A 23,053-nucleotide genomic window follows, 5' to 3' on the forward strand; every position below is an offset into this window, starting at 1 on the left:
ATAAACCCTAACAAACTAACAAATCTCCCAACACCACCCCCACACCAACCCCTCCCTTTTTCCCTACCCTTTTTTTTCACAAATCCCCCCTTATTTTTTTTTTTTTTTTTTTTTTGAAAAAAGGTGTAGCGAGTGGGGTGGTAAATTATCCCCCCCCCCCCCCACCCCCCCCCCCCCCCCCCCCCCCCCCCCCCCCCCCCCCCCCCCCCCCCCCCCCCCCCCCTGGGGGGGGCGCATTTGGATGAATTTTATACGGAATTTTCCAGCATCCGCCACAAACGGTTTGACGGAATGATTATTACCGGCGCTCCGATTGAGCACCTGCCGTTTGAAGATGTTTCTTACTGGGAAGAATTAAAGGAAATTATGGAGTGGAGCAAAACGAACGTCACTTCAACGCTCCATATCTGCTGGGGAGCTCAAGCCGGTTTATACCACCATTACGGCATTGAAAAAACGGAGCTGCCGAAAAAAATCTTCGGAGTGTTTGAGCATACCGTTCTTAAAAAACACGAGAGATTGGTAAGAGGCTTTGACGAGCTATACTATGTGCCCCACTCACGGCATACAGATATTAATACGGAGCAGCTGAAATCGGCTTCAGATCTGGATGTGCTGAGCGTTTCAGAAGAAGCCGGTGTCTGTTTAATCGTTTCTAAAGACGAAAAGCAGATTTTCTTAACGGGTCACCCGGAATACGATACTGATACGCTTCTTCAGGAGTATGAGAGGGATATAGAAAGAAAGCTTTCAAACGTAGAAGCTCCTAAGCACTATTTTGCACCCGGCGGGAAAGAACCTGTAAACCGCTGGAAGGCTCATGCGACGTTATTGTTTATGAATTGGCTGAATTATTATGTATATCAGGAAACCCCGTATGAATGGGATTAATTTTTGTTTTGAGTGATACGGTGACAAAAATATGATAAAATACTCTTGATTCAGTATGGGTATAACAGAACTTTAAAATACTGGAACATATCAATTAAATTTAGTTTAAATATGTTGCCGCGCTTATTATAAAATGATGTACTTGTGTTATGTTTATCTATAGACAATAACTCCTTACGATGCATGAAGCTTGCTTGTTGTTGATTACATTGAGGTGAATTTACTTGAATACCAATAAAAAAGTATTAATTTTGACTGCAAATTACGGAAACGGACATGTTCAAGTGGCCAAAACGCTCTACGAACAATGTCTGCGTCTCGGCTTAGATGTGACGGTTTCCAATTTGTATCAAGAGTCAAATCCGATTGTTTCAGAGGTTACTCAATACCTTTATTTAAAAAGCTTCTCAATCGGGAAACAGTTTTATCGTTTGTTTTATTACGGAGTTGACAAAATCTATAATAAACGCAAATTCAATATTTATTTTAAAATGGGAAATAAACGTCTGGGCCAGCTCGTCGAAGAGCATAAGCCGGACATTATAATCAATACATTTCCGATGATTGTCGTACCGGAATACAGACGGAGAACCGGAAAAGTGATCCCAACGTTCAACGTTATGACCGATTTCTGCCTTCACAAAATCTGGGTTCATGAAAATGTGGATAAATACTATGTCGCCACGGATTACGTGAAGGAAAAACTGATTGAAATCGGCACTCATCCGAACAACGTAAAGATCACAGGCATTCCCATCAGGCCTCAATTCGAGGAAACGATGCCGAAAGAGCCGATTTATAAAAAATACAATCTTTCTCCCGACAAAAAAGTGCTTCTTATTATGGCGGGAGCGCATGGTGTGCTGAAAAACGTAAAAGAACTGTGCGAAAACCTCGTTCATGACGATCAGGTCCAGGTTGTAGTGGTATGCGGCAAAAACGGCTCGCTGAAAGAATCACTCAGCAGCTTGGAAAGCGGCAACACCGACCGGCTGAAAGTGCTCGGCTATGTAGAAAGAATCGACGAGCTGTTCCGGATTACAGACTGCATGATTACAAAACCGGGCGGCATCACGCTGACGGAAGCGACAGCGATCGGCGTACCGGTTATTTTGTACAAACCCGTGCCAGGACAGGAAAAGGAAAATGCCATTTTCTTTGAAGACCGCGGTGCGGCTGTCGTGGTCAACCGCCACGAAGAAATTTTAGAGTCTGTCACCTCCCTTCTTGCGGATGAGGAAAAGCTGAACCGGATGAAGGACAATATTAAAAGCCTTCACCTCCCCAACTCTTCTGAAGTCATTTTGCAGGACATTATAAAAGAATCTGAACTGATGGCCGGGAAGACAGATATGGCAATGTCATAACAAAAAGCACACGAATGATTCGTGTGCTTTTTGTTCGGATAGGTGTTGCCGCTGGAAAAATAAAGATAAAAAATAGAGAGCGGCCGCTTGACGCCCGCTCCCATTTGGTGTATAGTTGAACCATCATTTAACAACGTTTACATACGTACGGTTGGATGATGACAAAATTTTTTTTAGCACGAAGGTGCTACAGTACTAGGAGGAATTAAGCAATATGCAAAACGGTAAAGTAAAATGGTTCAATAACGAAAAAGGATTCGGCTTCATCGAAGTTGAAGGCGGAGACGATGTATTTGTTCACTTCACTGCTATCGAAGGAGAAGGATACAAATCATTAGAAGAAGGACAAGAAGTTTCTTTTGAAATTGTCGAAGGTAATCGTGGACCTCAAGCTTCTAATGTTGTAAAACTCTAAACTCAATACATGTTGATCAGATGACAAATAGAGGAGAGGCGTATGCCTCTCCTATTTGATTGCCGTCTGAATCTCGATTGCTACAAGATTCTGCTTGCACCGCTGCTCAATTTCTTCAATTTGTTTCTCCATTGACGGCATTCCTTTTTTCGCCATTTCCGCTAAACTTCCCAAATCACCGTATATTTCTTTAAATGTCTGCTGAAGGATTGTTTTTAAATCTTTATCATTCACGGCTGGTTTTTCCCTTCTCTCCCAAGATACCCTGAATAATAGTAAATAAGCCCTAATTATCAGGTTCAATAGTTATATCGGCTTATTTTCTATATTTTTTTCTATTTTCCATACATATTTCTAAAAAAAATCTCCAAACTATTTGCGGAGGTGTTTTTTATGGACTCTGAATTTTTTCCAAACGGACTGACGGATAAACGCCAGCTTGAATTAGCGGTGGAAACGGCCCAGAAAACAACAGGCGCGGCTACTCGGGGTCAAAATTCAACTTTGGTTGAATCTGCTTACCAGGCGATTCAGGATGCGAGAACGATGTCACAATCCAGTGAACTGCAGGCACTCGATCAAGATTTCCTGCAAAAGCAGCGAATGCTTTTGGACGATTGCCAGCATCAGCTCGATGAATTCAAAAAATAAAACCGCAAAAGCTGCGGTTTTATTTTTTATTGATTTGTCAGCACCTTGCCGTAGGTTTTCAGTTTCTCCCCCACCGTGCATTGATTAATGCAGAAAGAATGGGCGTGCGTTTTTCCGAACTCCTTACGGAAATGCTTTTTAACAAAGCAGTCTTTGCAATATTCATCCTGAAGCTCTGTCAATTCTTTATAAATGTTTTTTTTATCCAATATCAGTCATCTCCGTTACCTTCTAGTATTATGCGGCTTTCAATCTGCCGGCCGTCCGAAAGAATTTTTCTGGCAAGGTCATCCGCTTCTTGATTTTCCTTTCGGTTTACGGCTTCATATGTCGGTGTCAGCTTTAAAGATTCGAGCAACGCTTCAATTTTATCGAGCCAGTCGTTTTGCGTATCATCATAGCACGGCCAGCTGCCGTCAAGCTGATGCAAAACGACGAGGGAATCCCCTTTTATCGTGATTGAATTTCTGCTTGCGCCAAGTTCCTGCACTTCCTTAAGCGCTTCGTACAACGCGGCATATTCCGCCTCATTGTTCGTCTGAAGCGTTAAGCTTTTGTTTTTCCGTATGCGGTGGCGCTTGCCGCCGAGAGAATAATACACGACAATTCCTAGTCCGGCTAAGCCGCTTTTTTTGTCAAAGCCGCCGTCGAAATACACCGTAATGTCGTCAGGTTCGTGCGCAAGCTCTTCCGTAAGTTTTTCCAGCTCTTTTAGCGTCCAGCTTGCGCCTTTTTCATCCTCAAAATAAATGTCTTTTATATATGGAAAGCGGCTGACTTCTCTTGCAAGCATGCGCGCTTTCGGAATGGTCAGCCAATCTTCAGAAAAAAACGCGACTGGTCCTGTTCCTTTTGCTTCTATTTCGATATACGGCTTAAGATTCATTGAAATCACCTTACCATTCATTAGTTGACGGGCGTGTGCTATAATCAAACCATTCTCAAATTGAAAGGAAGTCAGCAGGTTTTGTTTAATGATGTGTTATGGATTTTATTTGCGATCATTCATTTTATCATTGTTCTTTTGTTTTATAAAGGATTTGGCAAAACGGGCCTATTTGTATGGATCGGTTTCGCCACGGTGTGCGCCAACTTGCAGGTCGTCAAAACAGTTGAGCTGTTCGGTCTTACGGCGACACTCGGAAATATCATGTACGGCACCGTTTTCTTCGCAACGGATGTGCTGAACGAAAAATACGGTCCCCGGGAAGCGCGCAAAGCCGTTTGGCTCGGCTTTTCCACTTTGCTCGCATTGACATGCGCCATGCAGGGGGCTCTTTTATATAAACCGGCTGCGTCAGATATCGCGCAGCCTGCCCTTGAGACGATTTTCGGTTTTCTGCCGCGTGTTGCGCTCGGGAGCCTCTTGGCTTTTATTTTCAGCCAAACGATAGATGTTTATGTATATTCCGCCATTCGGCGAATCTTTCCTTCAGATCGGCTTCTCTGGCTCAGAAACAGCGGAAGCACGGCGCTCAGCCAATTGCTGGATACATTAATCTTCACTGCCGTGGCCTTTATCGGTGTTTATTCTGCGGGAGTATGGTTCAGCATTTTTATTTCAACTTATCTGATTAAATTTGCGGTATCACTCATTTCTGTCCCATATGCATATGCGGCAAAACGAATGACACCGAACGGAGAGTGACGGATGATGCCCGCTGAAATTTATGTAGACGGTGCAAGCGCCGGAAACCCGGGTCCGTCCGGTATCGGTATTTTTATTAAGCATGACGGGAAATCAGAATCTTTCTCAATTCCGATCGGCGACCATTCAAATCAGGAAGCTGAATTTCTCGCTTTAATTGAAGGAATGAAGCTGTGTGCCGCCCGCGGATATGATTCCGTGTCATTCCGGACGGATTCAGATATCGTGGAGCGGGCCGCGGAACTTGAAGCGGTTAAAAACAAGGCTTTCCAGCCGTTTGTGGATGAAATCGTCCGATTAAAGGCCGGGTTTCCATTGTTTTTTATTAAGTGGATTCCCGGCAGACAGAACCAAACAGCCGATCAGCTCGCAAAAAAAGCGGTTCGGCTGAATAAATAACTGGAATGAAATTGCGTCACACTGTTCATCCTAAAATTGAGGTGAACAGTATGAGAAAAGAAAATAAAGGCCGGCTGACCGGAGGCGTGAATCCTCAGGGAAATATGGAGGGAAATGCGCACAAAGACCCGAAATCAGCCCTTGAAAACAACGCAAAAACAAGCAATACAAAACGCTAGAGGGATCAGCTGATCTCTCTGGCGTTCAGCTTTTCGAGCATCCTTTCAATTCCTTTTATCTGATGGCGTCTGAGCATTAAGGATGCTTCTTCCATCTTCAATGAAAAAATCGCTTCTTCAAGCGTACAGACTAACGGCACTTCGCAATGTATTTCAGCAAGCTGCCTTGACAGCTCCAATTCTTTTAAGCTTTGCTGAATTTTCGTTTGCTGGCCCTTCGGCAGTAAAGCGAGACTTTCTAATAACCGTTCTATGTTTTCGTATTCACGGATCAGCTTGTACGCCGTTTTTTCTCCGATTCCTTTAACGCCGGGATAGTTGTCGCTTGTATCTCCCATCAGCGCCTTTATGTCAATCAGCGCCTTTGGCGGAACCCCCGTTTCTTCTCTGAATATCTCATCTGTATATACTTTATAATTGCCGATTCCCTTTTGCAGCAGGGCCACCTGAACTTGTTCATTCAGCAATTGAAGCAGATCCTTATCGCCCGTTACAATCGTAATTTCCGCTTCACCGGAAAATAAGGCAGACAGCGTACCGATACAGTCATCCGCTTCATAGCCTTTTATGCCAATGTTTAAAAACCCGAGCTCACGCGCTGCTTCTTTCGCTAAATCAAATTGCGGAATGAGCTCAAGAGGCGGCTCGCTCCGGTTGGCCTTATAATCCTGAAACAAGTCATTGCGGTACGTTTTGCTTCCCATATCCCAGCAGCAGACGACATGTGTGGGCTGAAAAGTATCAACCGCCGTAATGAGATGCTTTAAAAATCCGTTGACTCCATTTGTCGGAATTCCGTTTTCATTTATCATAAAATTGCGATGCACGGCCGTCGCGAAAAACGAACGGAATAAAAGCGCCATGCCGTCAACGAGCAGTAATTTGTTATTCATATATCGAAACTCCTTTTTTATTCAATGTTCCTATTTTACCATAGGAAGGCCGTAAAAAAACAGCATCCTCCTGTTTGGAAGATGCTGCCGTCACGTTACTCGCCGTGTCTTTTATTGCTTGCCATCAGCTTTTCAGCTTCACGGCCGGCATAGGAATCAAATTTCTGTCCGAAGCCGTTTTTCTTTTTGGCGTTGTTATTCTGCTGTGCATTTCTGTTTCCCAGTTTTGTTCTGCCCATTGTCATATCCCCCCTTAGAGAAGATACGGATAGTATGCGCAGCAAGCGCTGCCGCCACACACGGCAGGTTCAACCATTACTGTCTGCTGACGAATTCTTTCACCATTTCTTCACTTACGAATCGCCTTTGCGGCACTATTCCCTTTTCAGCCAGCTGGTTCATTTTTGCGGTGATGCCGTTGATGGCATCTGTCGTGAACGGTTCATTCCGTCTGCATTTTACAATGGCTTCTTCAATCGCCTGTTCACGCTGATAGTCAAGCTGCACAAATGTTTTGACGTGCTGATGCTGTTTTGCGGAATGTGCTGAAATTGCTTTATGGACTTCTGACATAAAAGGTTTCATCTCGCTTTTTTCATTTTAGTCTACCACGACTGTTATATACCCGCCAACCCGATTTTTAAATTTTCAGGATTTCATCTTTCTTTTTCCATGCTTTTTCAGCCTCGTAAAGGCGTTCAATTTCTCCGGCACCGGTATTTTCCGCAAGCCCCCGTAAATAAGTGTCACGCTGCTCGCGGATCTGGGACAGACTTTGAACCGCCATTTTTTCCTGAAGCCGGCGCACCTGCTCAGTATAGCGCGCTGAAAGGCTTTCTTTCTCCTGCTCGAGCCACTTTTCTGTCACTTTTTGCAGGCTGAGCCTGAGCCCCTCCACAAATGCCGCTTTTCCGTTCTGTTCAAAAAACTGTTTCGGCGATTTCACGTCTTTTACGTGATGTGTGAATGCTGAGACGTCAATGACCGGCGCGACCTCTTTCAGCTGAACGGCAAATTCGTTTTCAGCGCTGACATAAATGGAAAAATTCCCGTCTTCCATGAGCTTCTTCCGGCAGTTCTCCATCCACTCCCCAGTCATATGGCGCTCAATAAACCCGGTCATCCGGATATCGAGCGTCTTCAGCTCTTGAATGTATTCAAAACGGAATTCCTTAAGCGCCTCCTTCAGCGCCGCTGATATATTTCGTTTCCAATCGCCATTTTGAAGACCCGGATGGAAGGCGGTTTTCAGCATATCATTCGCATAAAATGACAGACGATGTTTAATGTGATAGAGCTGTTCTTCCGTATCTTTCATCACTTTTCGGATGATGACCTCAGACGTACGGCGCTTTGAAACATCAGCGATTGCTTTTTCATAAGAAGATTCCAGACGCTGTTTCTTTTTTTCTTTTTCTTCTGCCGACTGGTGAAGAGATTCATGAAGCTGTTCCACCATATCGCACAATTTGTCCGCCTCTGTTTGCAGCTGCGCGCAGCTGGCCCTCATTACATCTTCCTCAATAAAGTGCGCAAGTCCGGTTCTTACATCAGCGAACCCGTTATAGAAAGCTTTATTCTTCCCCGCAAGCTCTTCTTTACTTGAAACATGATATAATTTTGGCCGGTTAATTCCTTCTTTTGAAAGTTCAGAGCGGACATAGTCTTTGACGGTTTCCAGCTCGCTTTCCGTTTTGGCAAGATCGGCGGCGTTAATGACAAAAAACATTTTATCCATGCCGAATGATTCTTTGACGAGGCCGAGTTTCTTCAGAAAAGACCTGTCTCCTTTTGAAAAAGAATGCTGATAGTACGTCATATAAAAGAACGCGTCAGCATCTTTTATATATTGAAAGGCAAGCTCTGTATGGCGCTTGTTTATACTGCTTGCTCCCGGCGTATCAACAATGGTAATGCCTTTTTGCGTGAGAGGCGAATCATAATATACGGTGACTTCCTTCACGCAGCAGGCCGTTTTTTCTTCAGCTGCGTACGGTTTTAAATCTTCAATCGGAACCGTCAGTGTCAGCCTCTGACGGATCTGTTCTTCGTACGTATTAAACGCCTGAAGCATCGTTTGAATCACCGGCGTAAGATCATCAGGCACTTTTCCCTTTTTAATGGCATAATTCCACCTCTCGTTCAGTGACCGCCCTTTTATGTCAGCATCTTTCAGCTCTGTCAGCTGAAGCATTTCAGCGTCCAGCTCCTCTTCCGTTTTAAAAACGATTTCCGCAGATTTATGCGGTTTGCCGTCTTGCGGTTTCGTTATTTTGTTGATCGTGGCCGTTGTCGGCGTCGGTGATGAAGGAAGCACGTATTCCCCGACCAGCGCATTGGCGAACGATGATTTTCCCGAGCTGAAACCTCCGAATAACGCCAATGTAAATTGACGGTTTTCAAGCCGATCAATCCTGCTTCGAAAGGCTTCTGCCTGTTTTCCTAATAGGCTTGATGAGTCAAGAATCCCCGCCAGTTCATAGAACCGATCCACTTGCTCTTTTATAGAAAGTTCCTTCACCGCAATTTTCTCGGGCTGGTTTACTTCATGCAGTACAGTCTCTATTGGTTTCTCTTTTTGGACGGGCGCTTTCGCAAGGCGTTTTTTTCGCGTATACCAGTCGCTGCTCCCCCTATCATAGGCTGATTCTTCTTTCCACAAAGCGCGGACGCGGGCAGCTTTTTCTTCGGCATTGCGCTCTTCTTCTGCCGATTGCGCAAGTTCATCTCTTATTGCGCTTTCTTTCTCAAGCCGTTTTTTCAGGCTCTCTATAAGCGGTCCGTTTTTTGCCTGCACAAAAGCAGTCAATTCCTCAATGAGCTCTGCTGTCTGCCTTTTCGCTTCTCTTCGGATCATGTCGGCGAGATCTTTCGAATAGGTTAATACGTATTCAGCTGAAAAGGCCGCTCCCTGCTTTAGAGCCTGTGCAGTGATATCATCAGAAAGCGTTGTGCGGTACGCCTGTATTTTCTTGATCAGTTCATCAGATTCCGCTTCATAACGCTTGGCCGCTTTCGTAAATGTGTCGATAATATGCCAATCCGCTTCCCCTTCCGTTCTTTTTTTAATATCAGCAAAAAATTCAGCCTGCCTTCTCTCTTTTTCCGCTGCCGTTTTCGCTTTTGAAAAGAATAATCCTGTTTTGAACGAGGGTTGCTGTGATTCAATATAAGCAGATGCAAGCTCCCTCATCTCAAACGGTGTCAGATTAGCGTTCTGCAAGATGTTCTGCACGTCTTTTCTGATGTCTTTCTCTGCTGTTTCAGCCTGTTGAACGGCATTTTCAAGTTCAGCTTCGACAGAACGGACGAGTGTTTCCTGTTTCTCAAACCTCTCCCCGCTGCCGCTCTTCGCATCTTTTACGAGCATGTCTGTATGCTCCTTGACCAAGTGTTCGACTTTTTTCTCCGTTAAGGGCCATAGGTTTGTTTTTGCCTGCCGTTTCAGCTGCTGCAGATGTTTCTTCAGCTTTTCAATGCCGTTTAACGGATGATCAGGCTCGGTGACAGATGTAAAGAAAAGCGATTCCTTCGGTATTCCGAGGCCTTCGAGCATCTCTTCCACCTGTCTCTGGTACTCACCAAACTTCGTTTCGGTTTCATCATGCCTGTCAATTTGGTTGACGATCAAAAACAGATTCGGAATACGGTCCTTGACGGAGCTGAGAAACAGCATATTTTCTTCTGAATGAACATGATTATAATGGACGACGTAAAATAAAGCATCAGCCTGGTGAAGAATTGATGCGGCTGATAAAAAATGCGCTTCGTCGGTTGAATCAATCCCCGGTGTGTCAATGTAGGCCGCATGGGGCTCTGACTCCTCAAAGCCGGCATAGACTTCCACCGTCTCAATCTGCTCACCGTCTTTACAAAATTGCTGCACTCGTTCTTTATCGTAACTTCCTTCTATTTCTGCATAAGCCCCGTCAGTCGTATGAAGCACGACTTTATCCGCACCGTGCCGGATGACAACGAGGTTGGCGCTTGTAGGAATCGGACTTGTCGGCAGTATGTCCTCACCGAGCAATGTGTTTAATAAAGAGGATTTTCCGGCCGAATAATGCCCGGTAAATGCGATATAAACCTCTTCATCAGCCGCTTTTTTCATAATGGCCGCGAGCTGATCGGCCCGTTTTTCATCATGGTGATCCAAAAATTGTGCGTATAAAGCTCCCGTTCTGCTGAATATCTCCCTGTTACGGCGTTCTTCTTCTGTCATGTGTCTTTACCCCTTTGTGTCTGTCGCATCAAATGACGTTTTCATTTTTAGAAAGCTCTGAAAAAAACCTCTCCCCCATTTTACACAAGAATGGCTTACTTTTCTTCAGGAAACGCAAAAAAGCCGCCGATATCGGCAGCTGATAAAGAAAAAACACCCGCGGCAGGAAAAACCGCAGATGCTTAAGAGGACATTGATTTATTCGAAACTTTTTTCAAAACAAAACCAATTAAAACACTGTATGTACAAACGGCTGCTAGTAAAAATAACATGGTCATTTTCCGCACCACCTTGAATGAGAATCATTTTCATACTTACATCTTATCACGAGTGAGAATGATTTTCAATCCTATTTTGCGGTGTTTTCTTCTAAAGCCTTCTCTTCGGCGCGAATTCTTACAGTGAGCATGCATGCATTCAAGATTGAAAAAAGAAACAATGTCCAGTACGCTCTGTATAACAGCGGCAGCAAGATAAATTCTAAAATGACGACCGCATAGTTCGGGTGCTTCATCCACCTGTACGGCCCTTTTTTGACAAGCTCCGCATCCGGCACGACAAGGATTTTCGTATTCCAATATTGCCCTAATGATAAAAGCGCCCAATACCTGATCCCCTGCACAAAGAAAATGATACATATAATGGCGGCCCACCTTGGAGAAGGCGCTTTATGAAATGCCGCCACCTCGGCTGTAAGAGAGACAAAAAAGAGCACGTGCATCAGGACGAGAAAGGGATAATGCCCTTCTCCGTATTCGACGGCGCCTTGCTTTTTCACTTTCCGCTCATTGCGCCGGGCTACGATCATCTCCGCAATCCGCTGGACGGCAAGCAGCATGATAAACAGCCAAAACATTAAGATGCCCCCTTTTCCCAGCTGAACAGCAAAAGCTCGGACGAAAATCCCGGCCCGAGAGCGCCGATCAGCCCTTTTTCGTTTTCTTTCTGCCGTCCGTGCAGCAGCTGTTCTTTTATGACATGAAAAATAGTTGCAGAAGACATATTCCCATGTTTTTGCAGCACCTTCTGAGATGCAGCAAGCTGTCCGGTGTCCATTGAAAGACTCGTTAAATAGGCGTCAATGACCTTTTTCCCGCCGGGATGGGCAAGAAAGGTTTTAATGTCGTGAGACAGGATTCCCTGTTCTTGTAAAAATACATCAACATTGTCTTTCAGCCAATGCGAAACAAGGGTGGGAATGTCTCTTGAAAAAATGACTTGAAACCCGCTGTCGGTGAATTCCCAGCCCATCACATCTTCCGCATCGGGCATCATCACCGATTGAGTGGCGAATATCCGCGGAACGAGCGGCTGTTTGACGTCTTTTCGGTTCGCCTTCTCCCCTCCGATCAGCACGGCGGCAATTCCGTCCGCAAACAGGGAGGTTCCGATTAAGTTGCTTTTTGACTTGTCCTCCGGCTGAAACGTTAAGCTGCAAAGCTCAGCCGCGATGACAAGCACGTAAGCTTCAGGGTAGGCGCGGCAGTATTCGTACGCCCTGGACAGGCCGGCCGCCCCGCCTGCGCATCCTAGTCCCCAGATCGGAATCCGTTTTGTTTTTGGAGAAAACGGAAGCTGATTCATCACTTTCGCTTCAATGCTCGGTGTCGAAAGCCCGGTGCTGGAAATAAAAAAGATCGCATCCACTTTTTCATATGGAATCGGGTTTGTTAAACATCGGGAGTTTGTCAAACAATCAACCGCCGCATCCACACTGTGCTTAACGGTTTCTTCCGTATACAGCCGGTTTTTTTCTGAAAAACCCCGTGCCGTTTTATACCATTCAATCGGCCGGACAAACTGTCTTGATTCAATTTCGCCATTTTGAAAAGCTTTTAACAGCCGGTCAATATCCTTAAATGAATTGGCAAACATCCCTCTCGCAAAATCCGCCGCCGTTTCTTGCGAGACATGATATTCCGGAATGCTGGTTCCGACCGATAACACATATGCCATGCCCATCACCTCTTCACATAAAGGTTTCCGCTTTTTTCCTGAATGTATGCATAAGTTTGAACCGAGGATTTCACTGACATGCCATTTTAATTTAAAATTGACCCTTTTGAATGATAAGCCGTTCGACTATACTTGACCCATTCATGAAAAAAGGTTGTGATTGGGATGCTGACACCTGTAATTCTTAAAGGGTCACTCGTTCAGTTAGAGCCGCTGGCGATTGATCACTCTCAGGCACTTTGCGAAGCAGCTTCAGAAAATAGGACGACTTATGGTTACACCCATGTTCCTGACGGCATCGAAGAAACAAAGCGTTATATTGAGCGTGCGCTTTCCGATTATGAAAAAGGAATTGCATTGCCTTTTGCAGTACGGAGCCTTGAAACAGACCGAATCGTCGGAAGCACGAGATTTATGGATGTGGAGGTGTTTACGCGGCCGGCGGAGGCAGCTCCGGAAGTGTGTGAGGTCGGCAGCACGTGGTATACCTCTTCCGTACAGCGGACCGGTGTCAATACGGAGTGTAAACTTTTGATGCTGACCCATGCGTTTGACGTGTGGCAGGCTGTCAGGGTGACACTGAAAACCGACGTTCGCAATCAGCGCTCACGGACTGCGATTTTGAGGATCGGTGCCCAATTTGAAGGAATCCGCCGCGCGCATCTTCGGGCTGTCGACGGCGGCCTCAGAAATACCGCCTACTACTCCATCCTCCGGGAGGAATGGCCTTATATCCGGCAAAACCTTTCTGACCGGCTCGGAGCATATAACTGAAAAACCTGCCGTTATACGGCAGGTTTTTTACATATTCGGATCATAGACGTATAAATTGAGATCGATCCGTCCGTCTGACGTGACCTCTACCCCCTCAGCCTCAAGGGACAGCTTCTGTACAGAAAACATCTCTTCATCTTTCAATCCGATTTCCCCCTTCGCATTGATGACCCTGTGCCAAGGGAGACGATGCTTTTTACTCATGGAGTGAAGAATCCTCACAACCTGCCTCGCTCCCCGCGGACTTCCCGCAAGACCGGCAATTTGCCCATACGTCATCACTTTTCCTTCAGGTATCTGTTTAATAATGGCTAACGCCCGCTCCGTAAATGTCATGCAACCCCTCATTTCGACTAAAAATGATTTCCCTAGTATCATACAACGTTTTGACGTCATATGATGATGCTTTACTTCGGAGACCTAAGATAAGATGGTACGAGTTAATGGAACTCAAAGGGGAAAATACTTCCTTATGTTCACAAAAAGTTAACATAAGTTTATATGGACAAATTTTACATGCAGTTATATAATACAGTTGTATCAAATAAAAAAAGGGAGTGTTTTAAATGAAATTTAAAAAAGTTTTAACCGGTTCAGCTCTATCACTTGCTTTACTTGTTTCTGCTGCTCCAGCTTTTGCAGCAAGCCCGACTGCAGATGGCGGGAGTCATAAAACTGCAGCTCCTCAGGCTGTGTTAAAAACGATATATATCAAAGCTAATACACGTGGAGAACTTCTTAATGTAACAGTATTTGCCGGAGTTAAATACTATTTAAAAGATGCCAAGCAGAACAGTGATGGCACATGGACTGGTGAATACCAAGGTTGGTTTTAAGATTATCTAAGGGATAAGAGATTTTTCTCTTATCCCTTTTTTCATAGTTGTTTTCCCTACTAACCTCTTAAAAACCATGATCAACGAAAAGCGTCATGCGGCGAGCCCAAGCAACCGTATTTCAAGCTCTGTCTCAGCAGCAGACCGTTGTTCCTCATTGCGTTTTAGTAAGATGTCTCAGTATGCATCCTTTTTTGTTCCCAACCTTGCTGCTTTTCCTAGGACTTAATTGTGTTAATTGACAACTCGTATTTCTTGGCAAGGTTCTTCTATTTTATGCCTTACGCACTCCTTATACTCCTTGGTGTGCTTTTCAGCTATCAATATTCACCGCCGCCTCTTGTATTGGAGATTCCGAAATGAATTCACCCTAGCAGAATAGTTTCTCTAGTTAGGAAAACACCTAAAATGAATAAAATTAAATGTAAGGGCAATAATTCTTCGTGAGCAAGTACCCCATAAAACCTCTTACTTGCTCTTTTATTTTTGATAAAACACAATCCAGGGTGATAACATGAGATTTGCTTGGGAAGAATTAATTATAATTGTATTCGGAAAGATTTTACTGAGAATTTCAGGGAGAAAATCCATTGCACAAATGACCATCGCACAGACAATGGTGATGATTTCAATCGGTACGATTATCGTTCATCCCATTTTAGAAACTAGTTTATTAAAAACATTAATTGATGCGTCTATCCTTTTTAGTGCTTTGATTTTGATGGAATGGATTCAAGTAAAAGTAAACTGGATTGAATTTTTTTAACCGGAAAATCTAAATTCGTTATAGAAGACGGCCAACTTAATATAGAAAACTTAAAGAAGTTGAGATTGACAGCAGATCAACTCGAAATGCGTTTAAGGCTTCTTGGCATTTCAAATATAAACACAATTAAATATGCCACTTTAGAAGCTAATGGACAATTAGGCTACGAATTAAAAGATGACTGTAAGCCTTTAACCATCAAAGATCTTAAAAATGTGATCGATCCAAAATTCCTTAACAAAGAGCCTCAACCAGAAAAAGATGATCAAGCCAATATATTCGAGGAAATCAAAAGACACCAGACTCAGCACAAGCCGAAAAATCTTGAATGATTCGCATATACGAACAAAAAAGCATCTGCTTTAGATGCTTTTTTTTCAATCGCTATTGCTAATAAAAACAAAGTGATGAACAATTAAAAAATGCCCTCCTATTGGAGAAGCCGCCCGCCCATCAGTGAATTTTAATAAAATCATTGATTAATTGATCAGTCGTTAATATTGTGGCAAATTCATCATGCAATGTAGCCAGAGATATATTGTGAATAGCTGCCGCATCATAATATGTACCATGTTGGTCTCTCATACCGAAGGCTGCTGTTGCATCTGAAATGAGATATGTATCAAATCCTAGGTTCCCGCTCATTCTTGCAGTTGTTGATACACAGTGAGGCGTAGTCAAACCAGTTATTACGACAGTTGTTATACCATTTGATGTTAAGAACTCTTCCAGATTAGTACCAATAAAGCTGCTGTTTACTTTCTTCGTTATGATGACTTCTTCATCCCTCGGCTTAACGATTTCCTTTATCACAACTCCCTCACTTTTCGGATAAAATAAAGAACCGGGTTTATCAGAAATGTGTTGGATGTATATGACTGTCCATCCTTTTTCTCTCCATAATTTCAGTATTCTGCTGATATTTTCTTCTGCCTTTACGTTATTTCGTTCTCCCCATTTTTTATCGTCGAAAGCTTTTTGTACATCCACAATGATTAAAGCTTTTTTCGTCTCTTCCAAAAGATAACCCCCCACATTGAAAATTCGTATTTATTATAACATTTTAAATTAAGATTTTACTTTTGTATAATAAACTTCATATAGACTCTTAGCCGTTGGAATTTTTAAAGCACTCACTTAAAGGCTGCAGCTCAAATGTTTTATCTGAGGTTTACTAAAACCGGTTTATAGAGAAAAACAGCTATAAGTTAAGTCTGTCCGCCATTTTACTTTCTGGATTAACACAAGCACCATCTAATTCTACTATCGTTCACAAATAATTAACATTTATTTACAAGGAAATTAATTACTTTTTGTTGTATTTATTATATGCAATACAAAAAACCTTAAGGAGTGTTTCAAAATGAAATTGAAAAAAGTTTTAACTGGTTCTGCCTTGTCTCTTGCTTTATTAGTTTCTGCTGCTCCTGCTTTTGCTGCCGGTCCAAACAGCGCAAGTGTACATTCTGAAAAGAACAGTGTTGCTTCAAGTGATTTCAAAGCTAAAATTTACACAAAAGAAGAGACGAATAACACCGGTATCTTTATAAACACTCACACTGATGCTGATGGAATCACTTGGTACCTAAAAAGAATTAAGAAAAACGACAATGGGACTTGGACAGCCTATTATGAAGGTCGTAAGTATTAACAATTTTTAACAGGGAGCTTTATGCTCCCTTAATCACTTTATACCCCCTTAGCACCCATATTGCAACCACATAACGATCTTTGCCAATATCAATATTATGTTTGCTGTAATCGCTGGCAGGGCAATGGTATTTTGATTATCACCGTATCTCCTATTTTAGCCTACAACCTTATACAAAATTAATCCTATCTAACACTTACACCGAAATTTTAGAAGCTTGTCCTAACCATGTCGCATTGTTTATCTCAGTAGAGATGCCAAAAAGAACCACAACTTCCCTAAATTTTAGTCCCCCAAAAAAGATATTTATTTTAAATTAATAGAGCAGACTCGATTATAAAAAACATGCGACTCCTCACATATCAGTATGTTAGCTCCAAGCAGGTGTCGATATTGCGACTGTGATGAAAAGAGTCGGCCACGATGATGTGAAAACAACAATGAAAATCTATACCCATGTTACAAATAAAATGAAAGAGGAGGCCTCGCAAAAAGTTCAGCAAACTTTCGGAAGCATCCTCGATCTCGGGATTTCATAAAGAAATGTTATTAAAATGTTATTTTTTTAAGAAAAACGGATAACTAACCCTCTTGAACCCTTGTCACATCAAGGGTTTTTTTCGTTTTAGGAATCATATTATAAACAATATTCAAAAGGACGGCGGTAAAGCTGCCGGCAACGATTCCGTTTGTGGTCAAAAGATTTAAGTAAGACGGCAGGTGTTTAAACATATCGGGAACGACGGTTACGCCGAGTCCCAATCCGACGGAACACGCGACGATCAGAAGATTTTCCTGCTTTTTGGAGTCAATTTGGCTGAGCATTTTAATGCCGTAGGAAATGACCATGCCGAACATGGCCACCATCGCTCCGCCCAGTACCGAAGATGGGATGATAGTCGTGAAAGCTGCGATTTTCGGAAAAAGGCCGAAAATCATTAAAAGTGCGCCCGTAACACCGATGACCGCGTTTTTCTTAATTCCCGTCAGCTGCACGAGACCGACGTTTTGGGAATAGGCCGTGTACGGAAATGCGTTGAAAATGCCGCTGATGAATACCGCAAGGCCTTCCGCGCGGTAGCCTTTTGCTAAATCACGTTCAGACAGGCGCCGGTTTGTCAGATCACCTAAAGCGAAATAGACGCCGGTTGATTCCACAAGGCTGACAATGGCAACGATGGACATCGTAATAATCGGTGCCGCATGAAATGTCGGCGTCCCAAAGTAAAACGGTTTAATCATTTGAATTGCGTCAGCGTTCGCCACATTGTCAAATTGCACTTTGCCCATAAAATAAGCGATGGCCGTCCCGATAACAATGCCGATTAAAATCGAAATGGATTTCAAAAATCCTTTTGTAAACCGATAAAGCAGCACGATGATAACAAGCACCGTAAATCCGAGGGCAAGGTTAGCCGGATCACCGAAATCCTTGCTGCCTTCCCCGCCGGCAATATGATTCATTGCAACCGGCATCAAGGTCATCCCGATGATTGTCACGACAGATCCGGTTACAACGGGCGGAAAAAAGGCGACAAGCTTGCCGAAGAAAAAAGACAGCAGAATGACAAGCAGACCCGATGCCAAAATGCTCCCGTAAATGGCAGAAATCCCGTATTCCTTGCCGATGGAAATAATCGGCGCCACAGCTGTAAACGTACAGCCGAGCACAACGGGCAGGCCGATGCCGAAACATTTATTTCTCCACACTTGAAGCAGCGTTGCCGCCCCGCACATAAAAATGTCAATTGAAACGAGGTATGTCAGCTGTTCTGCATTCAGTCCCAGCGCCGCTCCTACAATTAAGGGAACGACAACGGCGCCTGCATACATGGCAAGGACATGCTGGATACCGAGGGAAAGAGTTTTGGCATAGCTGTTTTTCATGAACGGACCTCCTGTACAAATGTCACTTTTCCGTCTTTAAGCGATTGAATTCTCGCCAGTGATTCGACACGGCATCCTTTTTTCACTAGTCCGTCTCTTCCCGGCTGAAATGACTTTTCAATGACAATGCCGATCCCGCAAACTGCTGCGCCTGCTTGTTTTACGATGGATAAAAGCCCTTCTGCCGCCTGTCCGTTCGCTAAAAAGTCGTCAATGATTAACACGCGGTCATCTTTAGAAAGATGACTGCCTGAGACGGCAATCTGACTTTCTGTTTTTTTCGTAAAAGAATAAACGGACGCCGTCAGCAGATCATCCGTTAACGTGAGAGACTTCCTTTTTCTTGCAAAAATGACAGGAACGCCGAGTTCAAGGCCGGCCATCACCGCAGGCGCAATGCCCGAAGATTCAATTGTGACGATTTTTGTGATACCGTCTTTTTCAAAACGGCGCGCAAATTCCCGGCCGATTTGCTGCATAAGAACAGGATCAATTTGATGGTTTAAAAAAGAATCCACTTTCAGCACTTGGTCAGAAAGAACGATTCCGTCTTCTTCTATTTTTCGTTTTAATGCTTCCACAATGATTACCCCCGCTTATAGAAAATAAAAAAGCATTGCCCGCTCTCAATAAAAAGAGCAAGCAATGCCGAATGTCTACACGTAACGGCCGAATAAAAGCCGTTCCATTGCTCACTCATAGTCGGACATTTACGGTGACCGGTAGAAACTTGCGTGCCATATCCACGCGATTATATGAGTGTTCATATGATATTAATCAAATTATAACAAGACCCGCTTATTTTGCATAGAGAAATTTAAACAATTACGAACTTTTTCCAGAGAATCCGCCTTCATTATTCGTCTTTTAGAAAAACACCCGGTATACACCAGGTGTTTCGTTTATAGAAATAAATTCGAATATTTGCCGACAAGATACTCAATGAGGTATTGAACGTTCAGCTCTTCTCCCGTTGCATCTTTAATGATGTCAAGCGGCAGTTTGCGTCTTCCGTGCTGATGAACCTTTTCTGTCAGCCATTGTTTGATCGGCTCAAAATCGCCCCGTTCGATTAATTGATCAAATTCAGGCAGATCGTCAAGCATGGTATTCTTCAGCTGAGCCGCATACATATATCCGAGCGCATAGGAAGGGAAATAACCGAAATCTCCGCCAGCCCAATGAACGTCCTGCAAAATACCTTTTGCATCAGACGGCGGCGTAATGCCTAAATAATTATGATATTTTTGATTCCACAATGCAGGAAGTTCCTCCACTGACACTTCATTACTGAAAATCGCTTTTTCAATTTCATAACGGATAATAATGTGAAGCGGGTACGTCAGCTCATCCGCTTCAATTCGGATAAAGGACGGTTTCGCCTCGTTGACGGCGCGTACAAAATCCTCTCTTTTTACATCTTGAAATTGATCAGGCGAAGCCTCAATCATTTTTTTATAATATGCGGTCCAGAAATGTTGATTTCTGCCGATAAAATTTTCATAAAATAACGATTGGGATTCATGAATTCCCATGGATGCACCGTCAGATAAATTTGTCCCGCTCAGCGCTTCGTCAATATTCTGCTCGTAGATTGCATGCCCGCATTCATGAATCGTTCCGAAAATCGCGGTGCGGAAATCGTTTTCGTCATATCTGGTCGTCACCCGCACATCGCCGCGGTTGATTGTCGTCATAAACGGATGCACCGTCTCATCCAGGCGGCCGCCGTCAAACTCATACCCGAGTTCTTTTAAGAAGTACAAGGAGAGATCTCTTTGTTTTTCTTTCGGAAACGTTTTTGTTATAAAAGCGGTGTCCGGTTTATTGCCGGATGCCGTTACTTTTTTGACTAAGGGAATGATCGCTTCCTTCAATTCAGAAAACAGCTGATCCAGCACCTTTACCGTAACACCCGGTTCGAAAATATCGAGCAATGCGTTGTACGGATGATCCTCATAGCCCCAATAAGAAATAAACCGCTTATTAAAATCAATCAGCTTCTCAAGGTAAGGAGCAAACATGGAGAAATCGGAGGCCGCCCTTGCTTCCTCCCAAGCCGTTTCAGCTTTTGATGTCAAAATGACGTATTCTTTATACTCTTCTTCAGGAATTTTTTTATTTTGGTCATAATCTTTTTTTGCCAGTTCCGCCGCTTTCACTGTATCTTCAGAGAGCTCTTTTGCATGCGCGAGAAGGATGTCAATCAGCTCTTTCATCCGGTCGGATGTCTGGATTTGAAAAACGTCAGCCGACAGCTGTCCGATGCTTTCCGCACGGTCATCGGAGCCTTTTTTCGGGGCTCCCGTCCTTGAATCCCAATGCATAAGCGCAATGGCTTCTTCATAATGGGATACTCTTTTTAACAGATCAAAAAACTCTTTTTCATATGTATGTATATCCATATCCGTTCCCTCCCTTTTCACTATCAATTACAGGCTAATGGAACGCTGTGATAAAGTCAACTTGTTGGTTTTCCAGAATTTAAAAAAGCCGCAGGATAAAAATCCTGCAGCATTTGTTTTTATACGATTTTCGGTGTAACAGGCAAGACCTTTTTGACCTCGGACAAGACCCGTTCACTTTCTCCGCCCGCATAAATAGATATGGTTCCGCTGTCCTGATTGGAGCGGATCAGGCGGCCGATTCCCTGCCGGACTCTCAGCAGCATGTACGGCAGATCAACCTCTTCAAATGGATCTTTTTTCGCCCCATTCCGCTTTGCGGTAAACACGGGATCATGAGGCGGATACGGCAATGCCCAAATGGTCACATTTCGAAGCGAGTCACCCGGAATGTCAAGACCTTCCCATAGGTGGACGGAACAAAGCACGGATTTTTCATCCCGCTGGAATTTTTCGACCAGATTACTGATCTCTTCGTCACCTTCGTAATATATCGGATACGGCAGCTCCCATGCGGCAGCCTGTTCTTTAAATTCCTTCATGTCTTCAAAGGAAGGGAAAAGAACGAGGGTGCGGCCTTCATTCTCCTTAATCGTATCAATCGTTCGGGCCGTTTTCTGCTCAGACGTCATATCACCGTGAAGAGAAACTGACATTTGCTCCTCGTAATCGTACGGTGACTCAACAGTAAATGATAAAGGATCGCGGATTCCGAGACTGTCTGCAATATAATCAAATGAACCGCCCTCAGAAAGAGTGGCTGATGAGAAAATATAAGGGATCTTTTTAGAGAAGACCTTTTCTCCAAGCACTTCGGCTACAGTTCTCGGCATAACGACAAATGTTGAGTCCGTATCCTGCGTTTCAAGCCAGCTGATGGCGTCCTTTTGATACAGTGAAAGGGAATATGCCATTTGTTCGACGTATTCTTCTACGACTGAAAGCTCGTACTTATCGATCGTATACATTTCCGATTCAAATACGAGCGCTTCGCCGATTTTATCGAGCAGACGGCACAGTTCATCAGCCGCACGCTTCACGCGCTGGTCGTTTTGGATGTCCAATCGGTGAGAACCGGCAATTTCCTTCGATTCCTCTGAAAGCACATAGAAAAACTCATCGTTTGCAGCAAGGGAATCTTCAATCAGTTCGGCAAATTCTTCCCTGATGTCATTTTGAAGCAAGCGCTCTAAAAACAGCTCAAGCGTCGATTGCTTCACGCGATAGGTTAACGCTTTTTGCGCGGCGAATTCCAGAAGATGCCCTTCATCAAACACGACGGCGCTGTGATCCGGCAAAAGCGGCAGCTGCCCTTCCCTCTTGCGTGATTCTTCCGTCCATACATGTTCCATGTAAAAATCATGGGAGCAAACGATCAGGTCCGTTGATTTTCTGTAATGATCTCTTGAAAGTGTTAAACCGCATCTATGTCTCATATCACATGTTAAACAATCCTGGAAGGAATCATAGCTTACGCTTGACCACTCTTCATTCGTCAGATCAGCGTACTGCTTGCGGTCTCCGTACGGATAAAAGCGCTGCATCGCTTGTGACTCGTGCACGAATGAAGGCAGCGACTCATAAAGATCCAGCCACTTTTCATCATCAGAACGCTGCATCGTTTTTTCAAGCTTTTTCAGACACAGGTACTGCTCGTGGGATTTTGACAGCCGAGTATCAATCTGTAAATCCAAATGCTCTGTCAGCTTGGAAATGTCGCCTTCTTTTTTGACAAGCTGTTCAATTAACGTTTCATCGGCGCATGCAATAATCGCCGGTTTCCCCGTATATCTGGCATAGCTGATGGCAAACAGCAGATACACCAGCGTTTTCCCCGTACCGACTCCTGCCTCAGCGAACATGACCTTTTTTTCTTTAAATGCCCGTTCAAGCTGAAACGCCATAAATACCTGCTCATCCCGAAGGTCAAAGCCTTTTTCGGGAAGGATATCGTAAAACACGTCACCAATCCAATTGTTCAATTCTTCGTAAAAATTCTTTTCTTTTGTTAAAGCAAAAGGCAAACGTGATGTTGTCACCCAACTCCAACCCCTAACTATTCGGCATTCAGACCATCTATAATATCATTTAACCCTTTTCAATACAACAAAAA

At 43.8% G+C, this 23,053-nt stretch carries 25 protein-coding genes, 3 pseudogenes and 1 riboswitch; of the genes and pseudogenes, 12 read left to right on the forward strand and 16 right to left on the reverse strand.

Annotation, left to right across the window (positions count from 1 at the left end):
• Nucleotides 1-234: 234 nt before the first annotated feature.
• The 4 genes and pseudogenes from AADZ70_RS06020 to cspD form a co-directional block, all read left to right on the forward strand.
• Nucleotides 235-891, forward strand: a pseudogene (locus AADZ70_RS06020) (homoserine O-succinyltransferase); the annotation flags it as partial.
• Between the two features lie 224 nt (nt 892-1,115).
• The gene (locus AADZ70_RS06025) at nt 1,116-2,258 is read left to right on the forward strand and encodes a diglucosyl diacylglycerol synthase (RefSeq protein WP_264818615.1); all 1,143 of its coding nucleotides are present in this window, start codon (nt 1,116-1,118) and stop codon (nt 2,256-2,258) included.
• A gap of 87 nt (nt 2,259-2,345) precedes the next feature.
• Nucleotides 2,346-2,457: pseudogene (locus tag AADZ70_RS06030) on the forward strand (hypothetical protein); the annotation flags it as partial.
• A gap of 15 nt (nt 2,458-2,472) precedes the next feature.
• Complete coding sequence (gene cspD / locus AADZ70_RS06035) at nt 2,473-2,673, forward strand: cold-shock protein CspD (protein WP_003153604.1); 201 nt, start codon at nt 2,473-2,475, stop codon at nt 2,671-2,673.
• Between the two features lie 51 nt (nt 2,674-2,724).
• Here cspD and AADZ70_RS06040 read toward each other — a convergent pair whose 3' ends face one another.
• Nucleotides 2,725-2,907: a hypothetical protein gene (locus tag AADZ70_RS06040; RefSeq protein WP_012117812.1), complete on the reverse strand. Its 183-nt coding sequence runs from the start codon at nt 2,905-2,907 to the stop codon at nt 2,725-2,727.
• A gap of 159 nt (nt 2,908-3,066) precedes the next feature.
• On the opposite strand from AADZ70_RS06040, the gene AADZ70_RS06045 reads away from it, so the two are divergent.
• Nucleotides 3,067-3,324, forward strand: coding sequence for a DUF2564 family protein (locus AADZ70_RS06045; protein ID WP_016936693.1), 258 nt, complete (start codon nt 3,067-3,069; stop codon nt 3,322-3,324).
• Between the two features lie 26 nt (nt 3,325-3,350).
• On the opposite strand, the gene AADZ70_RS06050 is transcribed toward AADZ70_RS06045, so the two are convergent.
• Nucleotides 3,351-3,533, reverse strand: a complete 183-nt coding sequence (locus AADZ70_RS06050; RefSeq protein WP_099745046.1) for a zinc-finger domain-containing protein — start codon at nt 3,531-3,533, stop codon at nt 3,351-3,353.
• Between the two features lie 2 nt (nt 3,534-3,535).
• Nucleotides 3,536-4,210: a ribonuclease H family protein gene (locus AADZ70_RS06055; protein WP_064779102.1), complete on the reverse strand. Its 675-nt coding sequence runs from the start codon at nt 4,208-4,210 to the stop codon at nt 3,536-3,538.
• A gap of 81 nt (nt 4,211-4,291) precedes the next feature.
• Between AADZ70_RS06055 and AADZ70_RS06060 the strand changes: the two genes are divergently transcribed.
• From AADZ70_RS06060 to sspL, 3 genes are read left to right on the forward strand one after another with little or no spacing between them, the layout of a single operon-like run.
• On the forward strand, nt 4,292-4,972 hold the full coding sequence (locus tag AADZ70_RS06060; RefSeq protein WP_016936695.1) for a queuosine precursor transporter: 681 nt from the start codon (nt 4,292-4,294) through the stop codon (nt 4,970-4,972).
• A 6-nt stretch (nt 4,973-4,978) separates the two neighbouring features.
• Nucleotides 4,979-5,371, forward strand: coding sequence for a reverse transcriptase-like protein (locus AADZ70_RS06065; protein ID WP_029575232.1), 393 nt, complete (start codon nt 4,979-4,981; stop codon nt 5,369-5,371).
• Between the two features lie 50 nt (nt 5,372-5,421).
• On the forward strand, nt 5,422-5,550 hold the full coding sequence (gene sspL, locus AADZ70_RS06070; RefSeq protein ID WP_064779101.1) for a small, acid-soluble spore protein L: 129 nt from the start codon (nt 5,422-5,424) through the stop codon (nt 5,548-5,550).
• Between the two features lie 5 nt (nt 5,551-5,555).
• Here sspL and AADZ70_RS06075 read toward each other — a convergent pair whose 3' ends face one another.
• The 7 genes from AADZ70_RS06075 to AADZ70_RS06105 all read right to left on the reverse strand — a co-directional run bounded on the left by AADZ70_RS06075 (nt 5,556) and on the right by AADZ70_RS06105 (nt 12,621).
• Complete coding sequence (locus AADZ70_RS06075) at nt 5,556-6,443, reverse strand: 5'-3' exonuclease (protein ID WP_016936697.1); 888 nt, start codon at nt 6,441-6,443, stop codon at nt 5,556-5,558.
• Nucleotides 6,444-6,538: 95 nt separating this feature from the next.
• The gene (locus tag AADZ70_RS06080) at nt 6,539-6,682 is read right to left on the reverse strand and encodes a hypothetical protein (protein WP_003153570.1); all 144 of its coding nucleotides are present in this window, start codon (nt 6,680-6,682) and stop codon (nt 6,539-6,541) included.
• Between the two features lie 76 nt (nt 6,683-6,758).
• On the reverse strand, nt 6,759-7,016 hold the full coding sequence (locus AADZ70_RS06085) for a YpbS family protein (RefSeq protein WP_016936698.1): 258 nt from the start codon (nt 7,014-7,016) through the stop codon (nt 6,759-6,761).
• 67 nt (nt 7,017-7,083) lie between these two features.
• Nucleotides 7,084-10,665: a dynamin family protein gene (locus AADZ70_RS06090; protein ID WP_342007870.1), complete on the reverse strand. Its 3,582-nt coding sequence runs from the start codon at nt 10,663-10,665 to the stop codon at nt 7,084-7,086.
• A 182-nt stretch (nt 10,666-10,847) separates the two neighbouring features.
• Nucleotides 10,848-10,943: a Fur-regulated basic protein FbpC gene (gene fbpC, locus AADZ70_RS06095; RefSeq protein WP_095241696.1), complete on the reverse strand. Its 96-nt coding sequence runs from the start codon at nt 10,941-10,943 to the stop codon at nt 10,848-10,850.
• 71 nt (nt 10,944-11,014) lie between these two features.
• Nucleotides 11,015-11,521 (reverse strand): isoprenylcysteine carboxyl methyltransferase family protein, encoded by a 507-nt coding sequence (locus tag AADZ70_RS06100; RefSeq protein ID WP_064779099.1) that lies wholly within the window; start codon nt 11,519-11,521, stop codon nt 11,015-11,017.
• Nucleotides 11,521-12,621: a 3-oxoacyl-[acyl-carrier-protein] synthase III C-terminal domain-containing protein gene (locus AADZ70_RS06105; protein WP_342007871.1), complete on the reverse strand. Its 1,101-nt coding sequence runs from the start codon at nt 12,619-12,621 to the stop codon at nt 11,521-11,523. The genes AADZ70_RS06100 and AADZ70_RS06105 overlap by 1 nt, the downstream gene beginning before the upstream one ends.
• A gap of 165 nt (nt 12,622-12,786) precedes the next feature.
• Here AADZ70_RS06105 and AADZ70_RS06110 point away from each other — a divergent pair, with 165 nt between their 5' ends.
• Entirely contained in the window at nt 12,787-13,395 is a 609-nt protein-coding gene (locus tag AADZ70_RS06110; protein WP_342007872.1) for a GNAT family protein, read from the forward strand.
• 27 nt (nt 13,396-13,422) lie between these two features.
• On the opposite strand, the gene AADZ70_RS06115 is transcribed toward AADZ70_RS06110, so the two are convergent.
• Nucleotides 13,423-13,731: an MGMT family protein gene (locus AADZ70_RS06115; protein WP_016939045.1), complete on the reverse strand. Its 309-nt coding sequence runs from the start codon at nt 13,729-13,731 to the stop codon at nt 13,423-13,425.
• A 230-nt stretch (nt 13,732-13,961) separates the two neighbouring features.
• On the opposite strand from AADZ70_RS06115, the gene AADZ70_RS06120 reads away from it, so the two are divergent.
• Both AADZ70_RS06120 and AADZ70_RS06125 read left to right on the forward strand, forming a co-directional pair.
• The gene (locus AADZ70_RS06120) at nt 13,962-14,231 is read left to right on the forward strand and encodes a hypothetical protein (RefSeq protein ID WP_060962487.1); all 270 of its coding nucleotides are present in this window, start codon (nt 13,962-13,964) and stop codon (nt 14,229-14,231) included.
• 514 nt (nt 14,232-14,745) lie between these two features.
• Nucleotides 14,746-15,329, forward strand: a pseudogene (locus tag AADZ70_RS06125) (YetF domain-containing protein).
• Between the two features lie 121 nt (nt 15,330-15,450).
• Here AADZ70_RS06125 and AADZ70_RS06130 read toward each other — a convergent pair.
• Nucleotides 15,451-16,017 carry a cysteine hydrolase family protein gene (locus AADZ70_RS06130; RefSeq protein WP_342007873.1) on the reverse strand — a complete coding sequence of 189 codons (567 nt, stop codon included), beginning with the start codon at nt 16,015-16,017 and terminating at the stop codon, nt 15,451-15,453.
• Nucleotides 16,018-16,360: 343 nt separating this feature from the next.
• Between AADZ70_RS06130 and AADZ70_RS06135 the strand changes: the two genes are divergently transcribed.
• Nucleotides 16,361-16,648, forward strand: a complete 288-nt coding sequence (locus AADZ70_RS06135; RefSeq protein ID WP_269774898.1) for an LCI fold-containing protein — start codon at nt 16,361-16,363, stop codon at nt 16,646-16,648.
• 582 nt (nt 16,649-17,230) lie between these two features.
• Here the strand turns inward: AADZ70_RS06135 and pbuX are convergent.
• The 4 genes from pbuX to AADZ70_RS06155 all read right to left on the reverse strand — a co-directional run bounded on the left by pbuX (nt 17,231) and on the right by AADZ70_RS06155 (nt 22,979).
• The gene (gene pbuX, locus AADZ70_RS06140; RefSeq protein ID WP_342007874.1) at nt 17,231-18,535 is read right to left on the reverse strand and encodes a xanthine permease PbuX; all 1,305 of its coding nucleotides are present in this window, start codon (nt 18,533-18,535) and stop codon (nt 17,231-17,233) included.
• The gene (gene xpt, locus AADZ70_RS06145) at nt 18,532-19,116 is read right to left on the reverse strand and encodes a xanthine phosphoribosyltransferase (RefSeq protein ID WP_060964925.1); all 585 of its coding nucleotides are present in this window, start codon (nt 19,114-19,116) and stop codon (nt 18,532-18,534) included. Before xpt ends, pbuX begins: the two co-directional genes overlap by 4 nt.
• A gap of 98 nt (nt 19,117-19,214) precedes the next feature.
• A riboswitch (purine riboswitch) is annotated at nt 19,215-19,314 on the reverse strand.
• Nucleotides 19,315-19,437: 123 nt separating this feature from the next.
• On the reverse strand, nt 19,438-20,940 hold the full coding sequence (locus AADZ70_RS06150; RefSeq protein WP_342007875.1) for a carboxypeptidase M32: 1,503 nt from the start codon (nt 20,938-20,940) through the stop codon (nt 19,438-19,440).
• A 119-nt stretch (nt 20,941-21,059) separates the two neighbouring features.
• Nucleotides 21,060-22,979 (reverse strand): ATP-dependent DNA helicase, encoded by a 1,920-nt coding sequence (locus AADZ70_RS06155; protein ID WP_045927221.1) that lies wholly within the window; start codon nt 22,977-22,979, stop codon nt 21,060-21,062.
• Nucleotides 22,980-23,053: the final 74 nt, after the last annotated feature.

Source organism: Bacillus sp. YBsi01 (assembly GCF_038406745.1).
In the GTDB taxonomy this organism is placed as follows: Bacteria; Bacillota; Bacilli; order Bacillales; family Bacillaceae; genus Bacillus; species Bacillus siamensis.